Raw genomic sequence first — 15,280 nt, forward strand, 5'->3', positions numbered from 1 at the left:
AGTTATCTCCTTTCGAAAGGATTGAGAAAATTAGATACAATCCTTGTGAAGAAGGAAATCGTTCTTCTGTTTTCCTAAGAACTATTAGATGAGCTTGTCGAAGTGACCCAGCGTCCAAAGTTCAAGAAGTATTTTCATCCAGAAGATGTTTCGTCACTATTATACCAATTAAGTTTACGGGCTGAGTTGATAACTGTTGTTAGTGAAGCCGATGGCTGCCGGGACCATAAAGACAATTTCCTGTTGGCATTGGCGGAAGATGGCAATGCGACCCATTTGATAACGGGAGACAATGACCTGTTAGTCTTGGATACATATAGACAAACAAAAATACTCACAGCTGAAGCATATTTACAAAGCCTTTAGCCAACCACCCTTTTTACCTCCTCCACATCCAACCCCATATAATCTGCAAATTCCACCACCGATACGGGCTGGTGCGGCAGCTTACCCAACGCGCAATGGACGACTTTAAGCAGGCGCTGTGCCTGCCGGTTGCTTTTGCCCGTGATGATGCTTACATCGTGGGGCAGGATGATGAGCCGCTTTTTCTTCATGGCAACTGGCAGGCATCCAATAACTCATCCAGTGGAATACCCGAATATTCGGCAAACTCCTTGAACGTGACATACTGGCGGTCTTCCTTGCCCAGCAGGATCTTCAGTTGACGTAGTTTACGCTGGCCCTGTTTTTGGTCGACGCCCAATAAGGCAGCCACCTCGTTGGAACGGATGCAAATACGCTTAATCTTCATAAGTAGCAAACTAGTTAGGTAGCCGCCACCTTCACCGGAACCGGTTCCCATCGGCAGATGGATATGCTTCGGAAGCAAATATAGCCTTCGCATCGCCCGCAGACAAGGGACAAAAGGGTACATTTGGGTACATTTGGCCACAAACGGCCGCCATCCTTTTCGTTGATCGGTAAACATGTACCTTCCCCATAACGGCGTAAAAAAACCACCGTTGCGAAGGAAAACGTACCAGGCGAGCGCTCAGCGCCGATAAAGAGGTGAAATACCACCATCGGCAAAGCCAGGGATACGGGCCGAAAACATATCCTTTCCGCTACCCGCATATCCGGGGAATAATCTCCATTTTTGCGTGTAACCCAAATTTTTTAACCAAAATTTTCATCATCATGAAAACATTACCCATTCTGCTTATTGCAGGCACATCCATTTACGCCGCGTGCGGCGGATCGGTACAACAGGCCAACGAGAAGGTGGAGGCCGCAACGTACACCATTCCCGATTCGGTAAAGGTACCCGTGGCGGAAGCCCGCGCTTTGGTGGCCAACTACGCCCCGTATGCCGGTGAGGTTGTCGTTGCCCCGGGCGATACGACTTCCAACACCCGCGCAGTGTGGTTCAGCCTGGAGCAGCTGGAAGCACTGGTGGCGCAGATCGACGCCGAAGGTGGCGACGGCATCCGGTTTTACCTGGCCCGGTACAACGACACCTACCCCGAAGGTTCGGCCACGCACATCCCACCCCGTGAATATTGGGGGCGCAACACGCTGTTGATGGTATCTACGCGTGCGGCGGAAAATGCGCAGGGCAAACCGATCCACCAAGACTATTACGAGGACGTGGCATCGGCGGCGCGACCGGCGGGCCCGGCTATCATGGCCGAAATAGAGAACGATGGAGGGCTTTGCCCACCCGCCTGCGACGGCACGGACCTGCTAGAGCCGGAACCGTGATGGGCGCACTGCTTACGTATTACCTGGTGATCGAAGTCGCCTGCTTGGCGGCTTCGGTCGCCTTTTTGTGGCGGGACCCCCGTGCCATCTGGCGGTTGCAGCCATGGTACCTACTGGCAGTCGTTGCAACGGAACTGACCGGCACGTACCTTACCCGCATCGCCGATGAACCCAACCAATGGGTGTACAATCTTTATCTAGCCATCATCCCACTGTTCCTGGGGCTGGTGCTTTACCACATCATATATGCCCTTACGCCCATCCGCCGTGTGTGGCTGTACGGCTGGTGGGTTGCCTGCCTGGCCGTTTATGTGGCCGAGACCTGGGCCACCGGCGGGATATCGGTGTACAACAAATACACCCGGTATTTCGTCAATGGCGGCATCAGCATAGCCTGCATCTACTATTTCGTCCAGCAAAACCGTGTGCCCGGTTACCGCAACGTAAAGGCGTCGCCCGGCTTCTGGTGGCTATATGGTACGTGCTGTTTCTATATCGGCCATTGGGTTATCACCCTGTTTGCGCCACTGTTGTTACACCCCGGAGCTGCCATTTTTGGAATACGTCTCTACAAGGCACTCAATTTCATACTTATCTATTCACTATACGGACTATGGAGCTATGCTTTCTACTTGCGGTGGCGCACCCGCCGGCCTTCACCAAATTCCTGATCATCCTGATATTGCTGCTCATCGCGGTGCCTACCCTGGCGGCTGTATTTACGGCGTACAGCCACCGCCAGCGGCGCCAACACCAGGAGGAGCTGGATAAAGAGCGCGACCGGGCCGAAATCGCCCGCCTTACGGCGGAAGTGTCGGCTGCGCGGGCAGCGGCGCACCGCATCGGCTACGCATTGCACGACCGCGTGGGCAACCGTGTTTCGGCGCTCAGCACCGACCTCCACCTGCTGCAGGAACACCCCGAGGAATTCAGCCCGGCATTGGCCGAAACGCTCTGCGAAAGCATCGTAGAGATCAAAGAAGCGCTGCGCGATGCGGCGTCCACCTTTTCGGGGCATACCCTGCACGAATCGGGACTGGTACCCGCTATGCAGACCGAGCTCAAACGGTTGGAGAAAAGCAGTAAGCTGCGGGCCTCGCTATGTACCGAAGGGTACCAAGACGGCCTGCTGAACGCCAAAGTAACCGACCACCTTTACCATGTATTCCTGGAAGGTGTTTGGAATGCGCATAAACATGCCGATGCCACCCAACTCACCATCACGCTGCGCGATACGGGCGATTGCATCCACCTGTGTGTAGCAGACGATGGCAAGGGCTTTGAGATAAAAAATAAACCCCGCAACGGCATGGGTTTATACAACATCCGTTCGCGGGCCACGCTGGCCCAGGGCACCGCCTCGATCAAATCCACTCCCGGTGCCGGGACATCCATCCACATCACTTTACCGAAATATGCCTAGGAAAGTTATCCGCGTAGGGTTGGTAGACGACAAGGCGATCTCCCTCCTATCCGTTGAAAAGAAAATCAAGCACATCGCCGGGGCGCGGCTCACGCTGTTCGCCCAGCGCATGGACGAATTATCCGACAAGCTGCGCACGTTGCAAACCAACAACGGGCCCCTGCCCCATATCATCCTCATGGATATCCAGTTGGCCGCGGGCGAGGAAGGGTACAGCTGCACGTATTGGCTGAAAGACCATTATCCGGAAATCCATGTGATCGGCTATTCAGACTATGGCCAGCCCGAAACCGTACAGCGGCTGCTCCATGCCGGGGCCTGTGCATTCATCGAAAAAGGGAAAGGGGCCAAGTCGCTCCAAGCGGCACTTTTCGATGTGTATGAAACCGGACGCCACCTCAATGACCATGTGGACGAGGCGATGCTGGCAGCGCTCGGGGACGACGCCACCGAACGATTCGACATTTCCCATCCGCAGACGGCATTGCTCATGCAGCTCCTGGCAACGGACCTGAACTCATACGAAATCGGCGACCTGATGTGCATGGCCGAGAGCACGGTACGGAAACACGTCAAGCGGCTGCACCACTATTTCGGCGTAACGACCACCAAGGCCATGGTGGCACAGGCCTTTTGGCACGGCTTGATGCCCAATGGCATGCCCGATCGGATACGGGCGCTCGTTGAGAAAGCCCAGAAAAACAAGAAATCCAGGTAACTCCTTATCAAATCATCAAACACATCATCAAACACATGCAAACATCCTTACATACCTTACACCAGAAACTGATCGGCCTTGGTATCATGCCGAGCACGTGGCAAACTATCGTGGAGTGTGCAGTGGTGGTCCATCGGAAAAAAGGGCAACCACTCACCTATTACCACGGCGATTTCTTCTTCATCACGGAGGGCCTGCTCAAGCAGGAATACACCGGACCGTCGGCTACGGACATCGAACGTTTTCTTCCCGCCGGCAGCCCTTGTTTTGCTACCTGGTCTGAAGAACACCAGCCGGACTTCATTGCGCTGGAAGACGCTGTTTTGCTGAGAATAACGGGCCAGTCGCTGCAGCAGATCCGCCATGACCACCCGTCGTTCGTTGTGCCGCTCGGCAGCCTTTATGAGGAGTGGTCAGACATGCTTAAGGTTCGCATGCAGCTATTGGCCATTCCGAAAAAAGAGCGGGGCCCCGCATTCCGCAAGCGCTTCGGTGCGCTTACAGGCTACATACCGCTCAAGGACCTGGCCGTTTACCTCAGCGTAAGCCCCAGTTACCTCGGCAAGCATCGGTAAATCTTTGAACCGTCAACACGATGCTTATTTGGCGAAAAATACCATTATTGCTTGCCAAATCTCGACTTATAAACGTACATTTGGCAAGCAATAGATTATATAACATGGAAAAGAAAACCATTATCGGCAGAGTTGAAGAGCAAAAAACACTGACGCGTTTGCTGAAAAACACACAGGCGGATCTACTTGCTATTTACGGACGGCGTCGTGTAGGAAAAACTTTTCTAATCACCCACCATTATGCACAAAATCTACGGTTTTATTGCAGTGGACAATTAGAAGGTAGTTTGCAGGTGCAGCTATACAACTTCAAAGAGCAATTGGAAATTCACTTCCCGAACGAGACCCTTCAGTTACCAAGAAATTGGCAGGAAGCCTTTTCACTTCTTCGAAGATGTCTTGATGGATTGAATGGGATCGACAAGAAAGTACTTTTCTTCGATGAACTCCCCTGGCTTGACACGCATCGATCGGGCTTTCTCTCTGCTTTCGGTTATTTCTGGAATGTATATGCCTCCCACCGAGCGGATCTACTGGTGGTTATCTGTGGCTCTGCTGCATCTTGGATGATCAGGAAGGTGGTTAATAACAAAGGAGGGCTCCACAACCGTATCACACAACGCATACGTTTGATGCCCTTTTCACTGCGGGAAACCGAGGCCTACCTGCAGGCAAAAAGCATCCATTTCAATCGATATCAGTTATTGCAGCTTTACATGACTATCGGCGGTATTCCCCATTACCTCAACGCGGTACAACGTGGTTTGAGCGTGCCGCAGGTTATTGAACGAAGCTGTTTTCAAAAAGATGGCGTATTATACCATGAGTTTAACAATCTATACCATGCACTTTTTAATAACGCCGCCACGCACATTGCACTTATACGGGCACTCGCCAGCCGCCCTATGGGACTCACCCGCGCACAGCTTCTTGAAATCTCGGGCCTTGATACTGGTGGTGGGGTCACTTCAGCGATTAATGAACTCGAAGAGAGCGGCTTCATCGTTAGACTACATCCTTTCGGGAAAAAGCTAAAGGATACACTATTCCGGCTTGCGGATGAATATTCCTACTTTTACCTCCGATTCATTGAAAACAAAACTCCTGCCGAGCGAGGACAATGGATGGCGAAAAGCCAAACGCCGGCCTATCGTATTTGGTGCGGATACGCATTTGAAAACTGCTGTATCCGGCACATCAGCCAAATCAAGTTAGCGCTTGGCATATCCGGCATTGTTACCACTCAATCGTCATGGTACACCGGGGGGAGCAGCAACGGTATCGGAGCGCAGGTAGACCTCTTGGTTGATCGTGCAGACCAGACCATTAATCTATGTGAAATGAAATTCAGCGAACAACCTTTCGCAATCAATAAATCGTATGCCGCAGCGCTACAACAAAAAGTACTAGCGTTCAAACAATATACCCAAACCCGGAAAAACACACAACTTACTTTGATTACCACCTATGGCGTTTCAGACAACGCCTATAAGCAGCAATTGGTAGATAGCGAAGTAACTATGGATCTGTTCTTTGTAGATTAACCGCTCAAGGACCTGGCCGTTTACCTCAGCGTAAGCCCCAGCTACCTCGGCAAGCATCGGTAATTGTACCGATTAAAAGCGGCGCTTTTCGACCCCATTATCGGCATTTCTACGGGTTCATACGCGGCGACAGCACCTACCTTAGCCGTACAATTCATTTATTTTTTAACCATGGGCCGCCACGTGCCGCCCGGTTTCTACATGCTTCATCATCCGGCCGCCCCATGGGAGGTGGCCGGATTTTTTATCCCATGCAAACCGCCATCCACATCGATCGGCCCGATGCCCACGTGCATGATGAAGCCGCCATCCATGCGGCTTTGGCCGCTAGCGCCCATCCGTTGCCGGGCGCGGAGGCGCGGTATTGGCAGGCGCCGGGATGGTGCTTGCTGGAGCAGGGGTATGACCTGCCCGATGTGTATGTTTGCAGCCTGGAAGTAGAAAGCGAAGCCCCTACGGCCATTCCCATCCGTTGCCCGCGGCACGATCTGTATGGGTTTTACGTATTGGCGGGCGGCGTCTGCATTACGGGAACCGATCAGCAGACCGCCATGCTGCGTACCGGGGCCGGGCATTACCGACTCAGTTACCTTCCTGCCGCTGCCTATACCTGTCACTTCGCGGCCGGTACGCATCACGTTTTTTACTTCGTAGCCAAGGATACCTTGTTGTTTCGCGAGCCCAGCTACGAGCTGGCGGAAAACATTGCACCCGTGGAAGCCTTGCGGGCCAAGCTCGGTACACCGGCGGTGAGCGCCAGCCTCTCCACGGCCGGCGCGGCAGCGGATGCCATCCGGCGATTTATGCACCATCCCGGCAGTAGCTACCTGCGGCGCTACATTGCCATTCAATCGTTGGTGATTACGTTGTTGTTGGCAGCCTGCGAGGAAATGCATGTGCAACGCACCGGAGGGCAGGTAGGCGAAGCACTCGCCCAGCGCATGCGCACGCACATTGATGAGCTGGTGGCCGATGGTGACAGCATAGATGCCGCCAAGGTGGCACGACGGTTTGTGGTATCTTACGCCTATGCCAAGGTGATTTTCCGTACGCACGTAGGCCAGGCCATCGGTGCGTACATCCGTAGCAGCAAGTTGGAGCAGGCCCGCCGCATGTTGGAAGCCGGTGACAGCCCTGCACAAGTAGCCCGGTACGTGTGTTGGACGTACGGGCATTTCAACAAGGCGTTTAAGGCTAGGTATGGCGTGTCGCCAAGTAATTACCGCTAACGCTCACGCACTTCCATGTCCTTTTGAATTGACGATAGCATTTCGTCAATTTCTTCTTCGGTCACCAGTGGTTTTACAGCCTTGTCCAAAAGAAGCAGCATTACGGAAAACAATAACATTATCGGAAAATGGACAAATGCCCAGTGTTTTGCGGCGATTAAGCCAATGTGTACATTACAAATGCATGAAATTATATATTACTAATATAAACTTTTGTTCATTACTAATACATAAACGGTATTTCCTGAAAAAAGCTGCCAAGTGACTTCAAGTTCAAACCCACGGATAGCGGGTAATTAGTCAATCCTCAAAAGCCAATTCCCGTTCGCAGCCAGCTATTCTCTTGGAATAGGGCCGCCGAATCTTGTGCGTAATACTCGAGTGTTTCGAAAGACGGCATTAACTTTGTTACCGCCGTAACAGTTACGGCCGTAACAACAAAAGCATTAATGAAGTTTTACAAACTGAAGTTGGAAAAAAACCAAGCGGTGGTTGCAGAAGTATGTAGCCCCTCTATCTCTCGCCGCCTAATTGAACCGCATCAGCTTTGGAGAGGTATTCGTACCCGCGGTATAGGATCAATATCTCAATCACTACGGCAGGGATCATGATCACATAGCTCACGAAGAAGAGCACCACGGTGACCAGCAGGCAGCCGATGATGATTTCCAGTATGCCCGCTACGCGGGAGAGCTCGCCCATGCCATCCTGCAAGCGGATGAGCGATACGCCGAAAGCGATGCTCAATGCGCCAAACAGCACCGATGCTGTGGCGTAAGGGAGCAGGAAGGTATCTGCATCCGCGGCAGACAATGACACTATGTCTAAAACACCAACTGCCGCCGTAGCCACGATGAGCATATAGGCCACGGTTTTCAGCAGCTTATTCTCAAATAGGTTACTCAAGGCGATGAGCCCCCGCGCAAATAGCGTGTATGAGCCGATCATCAATACCGTAAGGGCAAAATAAATGGTGTTTTCATAGTGCCCCCAGTTCCTATCGCCGATGAACCAGGCCACGTCCATGGCCCCAAGGATGGTTTCGGTTACGAGGAATACCGCCCCAGCCAATGCCGCTATGAGCAGTGTGTTTCGGTTTACGGTTGGTACGTTGTTTTGTTGAGTTTCCATTTCTTCTCCCAGTGCCGCCAATAGAATTTTCACGGTATACATCCGCGGCATTACTTCGCCCGCCTCGATGCGCTGGATGGTGCGCACGCTCACGCGGCTTTTTTCTACCAGTTCTTCCTGCGTAAGGTTTTTCGCTTTGCGCAGGGCGGTGAGTCTTTTTCCTAATGCTGGTTGTTGCATATCAAAACTATTTATGGTGCAATATTACAGGTTTAAGGAATAGGAGCGCACAAATCATACCCGCCATTTACCCGTCATTTTGCTTGACGGATCGCCTAGCGGCCGCAGGTTTTTCATGAAGTAGCCAAAATCGCCTACAATGCCGTAGCCAAAATCACCTAAATGCGCCTTAGGTGTGCTCTACCTTCGTTTTCATGTAAGCAACAAAACAGGGAATCATGGTAGCACACGTACGCACGCTGGAAAAGAAACTGACCGAATGGCCACGGCTACGCCCGGCAGACGAGCCGGACGGGAACCGGTTACAGGAGATCCTCCGACTTACGGAAGAAGTATCGGCAGCCTTCCAGCAAAGCCTGGAGCGCTGCGCCACACCCGACATGCTGGCGCTCCAGTTTAACCAATACCACCATCAGGTAGACCGCCTCATCGACCGGCAGGCGTGGCCAGCCCAGATCCGGCAGGCCCTCGACCGGCTGCTGGGCGAGCTGCTGGACGGCCGCACGGCATTAATAGACCCCGATCGCCCGCTGCCTCGCCACGAGCGCGAGCATGTCCAAGCGTTAGTAGACCGCCAGCTGCCGGTGATTTGCACGGCCATCGAGCGGCACCAGCTCCCGGCCGTGTACGGCCGGGAAATCCGGCATGCCCTACGCAACCTGTTTGACGAAAAGGCACTGCCGCTGCTCACCTACCGGCATAAAGCCTACCTCCCACTGCTGATCGGCCAGGGGCTGAAGCTAGCCGCCAAGCGCACCTCCACCCGCTGGAAGCATCACCTTTTGGAACTGCTGGTGAACTGCAACTTCAACTACATGGGCATCTTTGAGCGCTGGCGCGAGCTTCGCGAGGCGGAAATCGCCGCCGCGGCTAAACAGGGCGGGCAGGAAGCCTGTCTGCAGCAGTGGCAGCAAACGGCGGCACACTACAACCCCAAGCCCGGCATTGCCTTTGATCCGGACAACGCATCGCTGCATGTACATATGCAAATCTATCTCCGCGATTGCCGGAAGCGACTTGAGCAGCAGCAGCGCCTGCTCAATGCCCATAAACCGTGGATGCGGCTGCTCACAAAATTGCTTATCGGCGATCTGGCCGTACGCTTCCGCTATTTTTTCCTTGCGGGCGATTTCGACTACCCTACGCAGCAGGAGGCCGCAGCGGCTTTTTGCGAAGTGTATGAGGGCAAAGGCGGGAAACGCCTAACGGCGCATGGCCTCACCAAGTTTGACAAGGAAGCGCTGTACACGCCGGCACGCCGATTTTACGGCCTGCTGGGCCGGATGCGGAAAACGCTGGAGGAAGATTTTGGCTTCAAACCCACCGATAGTGGGTAAATAATTACTGTACCTAAGGAAAACAGGCATTCCACCCCTGTACATCGGTATTGCTTCGCGTTAAAGACTCCTGGCTACCATATACGAGATGCAAATGCACCGTTGCCGGCTTAGCGATCTCCGCAAAATGATGCAATCCCTTAAAAAGGTCGCTTGTTAGTGTTTGGGTAGCTTTAATCTCATAAGCTTCAAATGCATCCGCGGTTTTTCGAAGCAGGTCCACTTCCAACCCGTTGTGATCCTGCCAAAAATAATAATGCCGATGCAGATATCGGTGTTCATTTATTTTCATAAAGTTAGAAACCACCAGGTTTTCAAAAATGTTCCCTTTTAGCCGGTTCGTTAAAATTTCCGACTTTTCACGTATCTCCAGCAAGTAGCTCACCAATCCGGTATCATAAAAATAAAGTTTAGGTGTTTTAACAAGCCGCTTATTGAAATTCTCGTGGTAAGGATACAATAGGAAAACCAGGTAACTGCTTTGTAATATGGAAAGCCAAGCCTTAGCCGTAGGTTGGGAAATATTGCATTCATTTGCCATGGCGTTGAGATTCAGCAATTGCCCGGTACGCCCCGCGCATAAGCCCAGAAATGTACGGAAGCTTTGCGTATCGCGGATATTAACCAATTCCGTAACATCTTTTTCTATATAGGTACGGATGTAGTTTTCGTAAAAGTCGGCAGGGCTAATCCCCCGATGAAATATAGCAGGATATCCCCCTTGAATGCAAGCTTCTGCATATGTACCCGGTAGTATTCCAGCTTGCTCCATTTCATCATGATCCAACGGTAGTAGGCGAAATAGGGCAACACGCCCTGCGAGGGTTTGCGTGATATTCTTCAGTAGATGAAAATTTTGCGAACCCGACAAGATGTATTGGCCCATTTGGCCGGATTCATCCACAGCCGTCTGTAAATAGGAAAACAACGCAGGCACGCGCTGAACCTCGTCAAGTATTGCTTGCCCTGGATACCGTTGCAGAAACCCATTCGGATCATCTTCAGCAAATGACCGGATATCCGGATTTTCTAAAGACACATAGACATGATCAGGAAACAGGGATTTAAGCAGCGTGGTTTTGCCAGACTGCCGTGGGCCGGTAACTGCTAGGATAGGGAATTGATGTGCACGTTTTCTGATTTCTTCAGCTAAACTTCGGGAGAACAATTTGGGCATAACCGCAATTTTATCTTACCAAAGGTACGGTAATTTTGAAATATCCGGAATCAAACTTTGAAATATATGAATATAAATTTTGAAATATCTGGAAAATATAACTTCGCATCCGTGTACGTGCGGCAAAGCTGAATTGCACCAATGTCGAGCAACTTGAATGTATTTGCACCCTGCCCTGCCACACGGACGGACGCGAAGCGGTTATCGGTATCGACAAAACGCACCAAATTATCCGTACCCAACAGCCCGAACAGCAGCCTCCAGTCCTCGTATTTTGAGGCTGGCCGGCAATACACGGCCACATCCCGGCCGCGGGCAGGGTCGTCGCGGTGCTGACCGACCAGGATATCACCTGTTTGAGGTGGGCGATACGGTTTTGGAAATAACCCTTCGTTGATATACAGGGACTTCTTACCGGGTAGCACGACCACGCCTCCGCCTTTTTCAGTATTGAACCAACGCACAGCGCCGATAAACGACTCCAGCCGTGTCTCTTTGGGTTCGTCGCGGTTTTCTGGCTTTGGAAACTCCATCTTGGTAAGATGGAAGCCGCCGCAATGTTCGCAATAATATACCCGCCGTGGTTTGGGTTGCTTCCGTCTACGCGCGCTATGCTGCTCGTCTGGCAGCCGGTGGTGTGTCTGGGATGCCCATTTCATCTTGACCATGGCCGATCTGGCATCTTGTCGACTCATAAAAATCACCTTGCCAGTGGCAAAGCATTTTCGTTTCGGTAGGCGCGACAAATCCATAAACAGTATGTTTTCACAAGCTGGTCAACTTGTCATCGAATCGCGAAAACCAACGTCATTATCCCCATACCCTTTTCCCTCTATCAGCATGCCGGCGATATCATCGCGACCGCCTCGGGCTCCTATCAGGCATTCGAGCTTCCCGCCACCGTTTACCTGCTGAGCCGTTGGCGCGGCCAACGTGAATTTGCTACTTCATACTACAGCAATTCGGGTGTATTTAGCCCATTCAGCGAAAATTTCCTGGAAACACTGGGTACCCGGGATACGGTGGCTTACCAAGAGAACGTTGTACGGTTTTCGAAGTAGCGGTCGCTGGTCGCTTGAAGCAGCGGTGCGAGGCGGGAAACGCCTAACGGCGCATGGCCTCACCAAGTTTGACAAGGAAGCGCTGTACACGCCGGCACGCCGATTTTACCGCCTGCTGGGCCGGATGCGGAAAATGCTGGAGGAAGATTTTGGTTTCAAACCCACGGATAGTTAAAATCTTGGTTTATGGAATGCTAAAAGTTATCGGCAAGCAAAAAGTCAGCGATGTGTATATGCTTCACACCTTCGATCGATTCTCGCCAAACCTCATCCATCGTAACTACATATTTTGGATAATGGTCTTTTATAGCAAGTAGGGGATTAAACTCGCGGGCTACCGTACGCTCGCTTTCCAACTTATAGGTTACCTGTATGTAAATCTTTTCCCCGGCCTTTTCGGCAATGAAATCAATTTCCTTGTTGTCAAGTTTACCTACATAGACGCGAAAGTCCCTGCGTTTTAACTCGAGCATTACCATATTTTCCAGTATACCGGCAATCATCCGGTCACGGTACCCCATCACCGAGTAAATAATGGAGGGATCACTAACAAAGAATTTTTCTTGAGTTTTCAACAGCTCCTTACCCTTTACATCGTACCGAGGAATACGGTAGGTGATGAACGCTCCTTCAAGCGCATAAAGGTAATTATATACCGTATTGAGGTCTATTTTACGTTGTTGACTTTTAAAGTAATCAGCTACATTTTTACCCGAAAAACTATTACCCACATTATCAAAAATATATTTCACCACCCTTTCGAGCAATTCTACATCGCGGATTTTATGTCGTTGTACCGTATCACGGAGAATCACGGACGAATAAATATCATAAATCACTTGATAGGCGGTTTCCTCTGAGTAGTTGGTTGTATGAATAACCGGAAACCCACCCATTCGGAGATAGTGTATAAATGCTGCTCGGATATTTTCAGGGTTTTCAGATATATAGTGTTTTCTAAATTGCAAAAACTCGGCAAAAGAAAGTGTGTAGATCGGAATTTCGACATAACGTCCTGCTAAATAGGTTGCCAATTCTGAAGATAATAAATGAGAATTGGATCCGGTGAGGTATAGGTCTACGTTGAAGTCGACCAAAAAAGAATTCACCGCTTTTTCCCAACCCTTTACTTCCTGTATTTCATCAAGTAAGATATAATATCTATCGCTTTTGGTGATTTGCCGCTGAATATGTTTGTATAAGGCTTCCGCTTCTTGGAGTTGCGTATTTAGCAAGCTTTCCAGATTGAGGTGGATGATATGATCCGCTTCGACACCCCTTGACAGCAATTCGTCTCGAATCATCCTTAAAACTGACGACTTTCCGCTTCGGCGGATTCCAGTAAGAATCTTTATCTGAGGCTTGTCAATGTAATTTAACAGTCGATCCAAATAGATGGGTCTTGGTAATACTTTCATCTTCTCGTATTTGGGTTATGACCACAAACATAATCAATTATTTAATATTTTTAGGGTTACAACCACAAAAACTAAAACAACAATATATCATTCATGTGCTCCGCGTTGCGAGATTCTACCGCCTACTGGGCCGGATGCGGAAAATGCAGGAGGAAGATTTTGGTTTCAAACCTTAATAGACTCAATCCATCAGATATTCGTGTGCAGGTAAAACCACGATCTTTTTTCCGTCCTTTTCAAACAGATCCCGTTGTGCATGGGTAATCAAGAGTCCTTCGTCCAATTTGAAAAATCCAAGGGCTTCGGTCATTCCATTCAACTCCCGGTCGAGGTTATCTGCGTTCAACTGGTAGCACACCTGTATCACCGTCTGTATGTTGCCTTTATCGGAAACGACAAAATCACATTCTCCTTTCGCTGAGAAATAAAAGATATCCTTGTATCGCCGCCGGAGGTACAGGTACACCAAATTTTCCAATTGCCTGCCGCTGTCGTCTGTAAAGGATGCTGAGTTTACGTTTACCAAACCTGTATCTATCGCGTATACCTTTTTGGGGTTTACCATTTGTTTCCGATGCGAATAATCGAATTTGGGGATAAAATGAACCAAGTAACTATCTTCCAGATAGGATAGGTATTCCGTTATCGTATTGGTCGACCCCACTCCGATTAAACTCTTCAGTCTGTTAGCGGTGACAAGCTTCCCTATGTTGGAAATCAAGTATAATGTAAGCCGCTGCAAGCTATTTACGTCACGGATACCATGGCGCACCGCGATGTCGCGTATCAGAATGTCTTCCAGTACATAGTTTAATATATCATCCACACGTTGTTTCACATATTCCGGGAAACCTCCCACTTGTAAATATTCGCTTACGGAATCTGATGATGCTTTCTGTTGCGTGAATGTGATAAACTCCCGGTAGGAAAAAGGGAAAAGTTCTTTAGTGATATGACGCCCGGTAAGCTTGGTGCCCAATTCCCTGCTCAGCAGACTGGCATTGGAGCCTGTAATCACTATTTTGATATTTTCATCAAGCTTTTGGCGTATATATCGTTCCCATTCTGGGATAATCTGAATCTCATCAAACAATAAGACACCTGCACCCGCCTGTCGGATAATTTCATCAAGCCTTGCAAAATCTTTGATATCAAAACCGTAAAGCCTTGGATCTTCGAAATTGAGATACAATGCTTGCGGATACCGTTGCTGGAGAAGCTGGAAAAGCAACGTGCTTTTTCCGCAGCGCCGTACGCCAGATACAATTAATGCATATGCGGAGATATCGGGGAGGGTTGCCATTGCCTCCCTTTTCAACCCCAAGCCTTTTGCCAACAGGTTATCCCGTTGCGCAGCAATAACTTGGGTGAGTGCTTCTTGCGTAACCATCTATTGAACTAATGTTTATATTACAAATGTATAAAATTATACATTACTAATATAAACTTTTATCCGTTACCAATGCATAAGATATGTTGCCGAAGACCGTTTGTTCTCTTCCCATACAAAAAGCTTGGCCGGTTCAACGAATATCCGAAGTTTTCATCCTTTTTGGCTTTACCACCCTATGCCCTACGCTTGCCTATTGCAGTGAAAAAATGAAAAAATATTGGGGAATGATCGGTTCCCCATTTTTTTATCGACCAAAAATGCAAAAAACCGCCTCCAACACGCTAAAAAGCCTGATTAACCAAGAAGCCTACTCCGCAAAAAAATTCCATATTCCCCAAAACGTCCCCCACTAATCGTGCTTTAGCACTATGCCAGGCCGGTTTGCCCTTC

16 protein-coding genes and 1 pseudogene are annotated in these 15,280 nt (G+C 50.1%); 10 read left to right on the forward strand and 7 right to left on the reverse strand.

Annotation, left to right across the window (positions count from 1 at the left end; genetic code table 11):
• Positions 1-90: 90 nt before the first annotated feature.
• Positions 91-366 (forward strand): annotated as a pseudogene (locus ACEVG1_RS16345) (putative toxin-antitoxin system toxin component, PIN family); the annotation flags it as partial.
• On the opposite strand, the gene ACEVG1_RS16350 reads toward ACEVG1_RS16345, so the two are convergent.
• Together ACEVG1_RS16350 and ACEVG1_RS16355 are read right to left on the reverse strand one after the other, a co-directional pair.
• Positions 363-557 carry a hypothetical protein gene (locus ACEVG1_RS16350; protein WP_374744792.1) on the reverse strand — a complete coding sequence of 65 codons (195 nt, stop codon included), beginning with the start codon at positions 555-557 and terminating at the stop codon, positions 363-365. The pseudogene ACEVG1_RS16345 and the gene ACEVG1_RS16350 sit on opposite strands and share 4 nt — an antisense overlap.
• On the reverse strand, positions 554-805 hold the full coding sequence (locus ACEVG1_RS16355; protein ID WP_374744793.1) for a hypothetical protein: 252 nt from the start codon (positions 803-805) through the stop codon (positions 554-556). The genes ACEVG1_RS16350 and ACEVG1_RS16355 overlap by 4 nt, the downstream gene beginning before the upstream one ends.
• A 335-nt stretch (positions 806-1,140) precedes the next feature.
• Between ACEVG1_RS16355 and ACEVG1_RS16360 the strand changes: the two genes are divergently transcribed.
• The 7 genes from ACEVG1_RS16360 to ACEVG1_RS16390 all read left to right on the forward strand — a co-directional run bounded on the left by ACEVG1_RS16360 (position 1,141) and on the right by ACEVG1_RS16390 (position 7,193).
• Entirely contained in the window at positions 1,141-1,704 is a 564-nt protein-coding gene (locus tag ACEVG1_RS16360) for a hypothetical protein (protein ID WP_374744794.1), read from the forward strand.
• Positions 1,704-2,375, forward strand: a complete 672-nt coding sequence (locus ACEVG1_RS16365) for a hypothetical protein (protein WP_374744795.1) — start codon at positions 1,704-1,706, stop codon at positions 2,373-2,375. Before ACEVG1_RS16360 ends, ACEVG1_RS16365 begins: the two co-directional genes overlap by 1 nt.
• Positions 2,318-3,127: a sensor histidine kinase gene (locus ACEVG1_RS16370; protein WP_374744796.1), complete on the forward strand. Its 810-nt coding sequence runs from the start codon at positions 2,318-2,320 to the stop codon at positions 3,125-3,127. The genes ACEVG1_RS16365 and ACEVG1_RS16370 overlap by 58 nt, the downstream gene beginning before the upstream one ends.
• Positions 3,120-3,845: a response regulator gene (locus ACEVG1_RS16375; RefSeq protein WP_374744797.1), complete on the forward strand. Its 726-nt coding sequence runs from the start codon at positions 3,120-3,122 to the stop codon at positions 3,843-3,845. The genes ACEVG1_RS16370 and ACEVG1_RS16375 overlap by 8 nt, the downstream gene beginning before the upstream one ends.
• Before the next feature lie 35 nt (positions 3,846-3,880).
• Positions 3,881-4,420, forward strand: coding sequence for a Crp/Fnr family transcriptional regulator (locus tag ACEVG1_RS16380; protein ID WP_374744798.1), 540 nt, complete (start codon positions 3,881-3,883; stop codon positions 4,418-4,420).
• Positions 4,421-4,524: 104 nt separating this feature from the next.
• Entirely contained in the window at positions 4,525-5,964 is a 1,440-nt protein-coding gene (locus ACEVG1_RS16385; protein WP_374744799.1) for an ATP-binding protein, read from the forward strand.
• Positions 5,965-6,215: 251 nt separating this feature from the next.
• Positions 6,216-7,193, forward strand: coding sequence for a helix-turn-helix transcriptional regulator (locus ACEVG1_RS16390; protein ID WP_374744800.1), 978 nt, complete (start codon positions 6,216-6,218; stop codon positions 7,191-7,193).
• 513 nt (positions 7,194-7,706) lie between these two features.
• Here the strand turns inward: ACEVG1_RS16390 and ACEVG1_RS16395 are convergent.
• Positions 7,707-8,504: a helix-turn-helix domain-containing protein gene (locus ACEVG1_RS16395; RefSeq protein WP_374744801.1), complete on the reverse strand. Its 798-nt coding sequence runs from the start codon at positions 8,502-8,504 to the stop codon at positions 7,707-7,709.
• 218 nt (positions 8,505-8,722) lie between these two features.
• Here ACEVG1_RS16395 and ACEVG1_RS16400 point away from each other — a divergent pair, with 218 nt between their 5' ends.
• Positions 8,723-9,841: a hypothetical protein gene (locus ACEVG1_RS16400; RefSeq protein ID WP_374744802.1), complete on the forward strand. Its 1,119-nt coding sequence runs from the start codon at positions 8,723-8,725 to the stop codon at positions 9,839-9,841.
• Positions 9,842-9,854: 13 nt separating this feature from the next.
• Here ACEVG1_RS16400 and ACEVG1_RS16405 read toward each other — a convergent pair whose 3' ends face one another.
• Positions 9,855-11,018 carry an ATP-binding protein gene (locus ACEVG1_RS16405; RefSeq protein WP_374744803.1) on the reverse strand — a complete coding sequence of 388 codons (1,164 nt, stop codon included), beginning with the start codon at positions 11,016-11,018 and terminating at the stop codon, positions 9,855-9,857.
• Positions 11,019-11,068: 50 nt separating this feature from the next.
• Positions 11,069-11,713 (reverse strand): hypothetical protein, encoded by a 645-nt coding sequence (locus ACEVG1_RS16410; RefSeq protein WP_374744804.1) that lies wholly within the window; start codon positions 11,711-11,713, stop codon positions 11,069-11,071.
• A 346-nt stretch (positions 11,714-12,059) separates the two neighbouring features.
• On the opposite strand from ACEVG1_RS16410, the gene ACEVG1_RS16415 reads away from it, so the two are divergent.
• The gene (locus ACEVG1_RS16415; RefSeq protein ID WP_374744805.1) at positions 12,060-12,254 is read left to right on the forward strand and encodes a hypothetical protein; all 195 of its coding nucleotides are present in this window, start codon (positions 12,060-12,062) and stop codon (positions 12,252-12,254) included.
• Positions 12,255-12,273: 19 nt separating this feature from the next.
• Here ACEVG1_RS16415 and ACEVG1_RS16420 read toward each other — a convergent pair whose 3' ends face one another.
• Both ACEVG1_RS16420 and ACEVG1_RS16425 read right to left on the reverse strand, forming a co-directional pair.
• Positions 12,274-13,497: an ATP-binding protein gene (locus ACEVG1_RS16420; RefSeq protein WP_374744806.1), complete on the reverse strand. Its 1,224-nt coding sequence runs from the start codon at positions 13,495-13,497 to the stop codon at positions 12,274-12,276.
• Positions 13,498-13,678: 181 nt separating this feature from the next.
• Positions 13,679-14,887, reverse strand: a complete 1,209-nt coding sequence (locus tag ACEVG1_RS16425; protein ID WP_374744807.1) for an ATP-binding protein — start codon at positions 14,885-14,887, stop codon at positions 13,679-13,681.
• Between the last annotated feature and the right edge of the window lie 393 nt (positions 14,888-15,280).

Source organism: Parapedobacter sp. 2B3 (assembly GCF_041925275.1).
GTDB lineage: Bacteria > Bacteroidota > Bacteroidia > Sphingobacteriales > Sphingobacteriaceae > Parapedobacter > Parapedobacter pyrenivorans_A.

Coding starts and splice junctions, on each gene's coding strand:
- ACEVG1_RS16405 (WP_374744803.1), bottom strand. CDS start 11,018: ATGCCCAAATTGTTCTCCCGAAGTTTAGCTGAAGAAATCAGAAAACGT.
- ACEVG1_RS16375 (WP_374744797.1), top strand. CDS start 3,120: ATGCCTAGGAAAGTTATCCGCGTAGGGTTGGTAGACGACAAGGCGATC.
- ACEVG1_RS16365 (WP_374744795.1), top strand. CDS start 1,704: ATGGGCGCACTGCTTACGTATTACCTGGTGATCGAAGTCGCCTGCTTG.
- ACEVG1_RS16370 (WP_374744796.1), top strand. CDS start 2,318: ATGGAGCTATGCTTTCTACTTGCGGTGGCGCACCCGCCGGCCTTCACC.
- ACEVG1_RS16420 (WP_374744806.1), bottom strand. CDS start 13,497: ATGAAAGTATTACCAAGACCCATCTATTTGGATCGACTGTTAAATTAC.
- ACEVG1_RS16355 (WP_374744793.1), bottom strand. CDS start 805: ATGGGAACCGGTTCCGGTGAAGGTGGCGGCTACCTAACTAGTTTGCTA.
- ACEVG1_RS16395 (WP_374744801.1), bottom strand. CDS start 8,504: ATGCAACAACCAGCATTAGGAAAAAGACTCACCGCCCTGCGCAAAGCG.
- ACEVG1_RS16350 (WP_374744792.1), bottom strand. CDS start 557: ATGAAGAAAAAGCGGCTCATCATCCTGCCCCACGATGTAAGCATCATC.
- ACEVG1_RS16425 (WP_374744807.1), bottom strand. CDS start 14,887: ATGGTTACGCAAGAAGCACTCACCCAAGTTATTGCTGCGCAACGGGAT.
- ACEVG1_RS16390 (WP_374744800.1), top strand. CDS start 6,216: ATGCAAACCGCCATCCACATCGATCGGCCCGATGCCCACGTGCATGAT.
- ACEVG1_RS16410 (WP_374744804.1), bottom strand. CDS start 11,713: ATGAGTCGACAAGATGCCAGATCGGCCATGGTCAAGATGAAATGGGCA.
- ACEVG1_RS16380 (WP_374744798.1), top strand. CDS start 3,881: ATGCAAACATCCTTACATACCTTACACCAGAAACTGATCGGCCTTGGT.
- ACEVG1_RS16360 (WP_374744794.1), top strand. CDS start 1,141: ATGAAAACATTACCCATTCTGCTTATTGCAGGCACATCCATTTACGCC.
- ACEVG1_RS16385 (WP_374744799.1), top strand. CDS start 4,525: ATGGAAAAGAAAACCATTATCGGCAGAGTTGAAGAGCAAAAAACACTG.
- ACEVG1_RS16400 (WP_374744802.1), top strand. CDS start 8,723: ATGGTAGCACACGTACGCACGCTGGAAAAGAAACTGACCGAATGGCCA.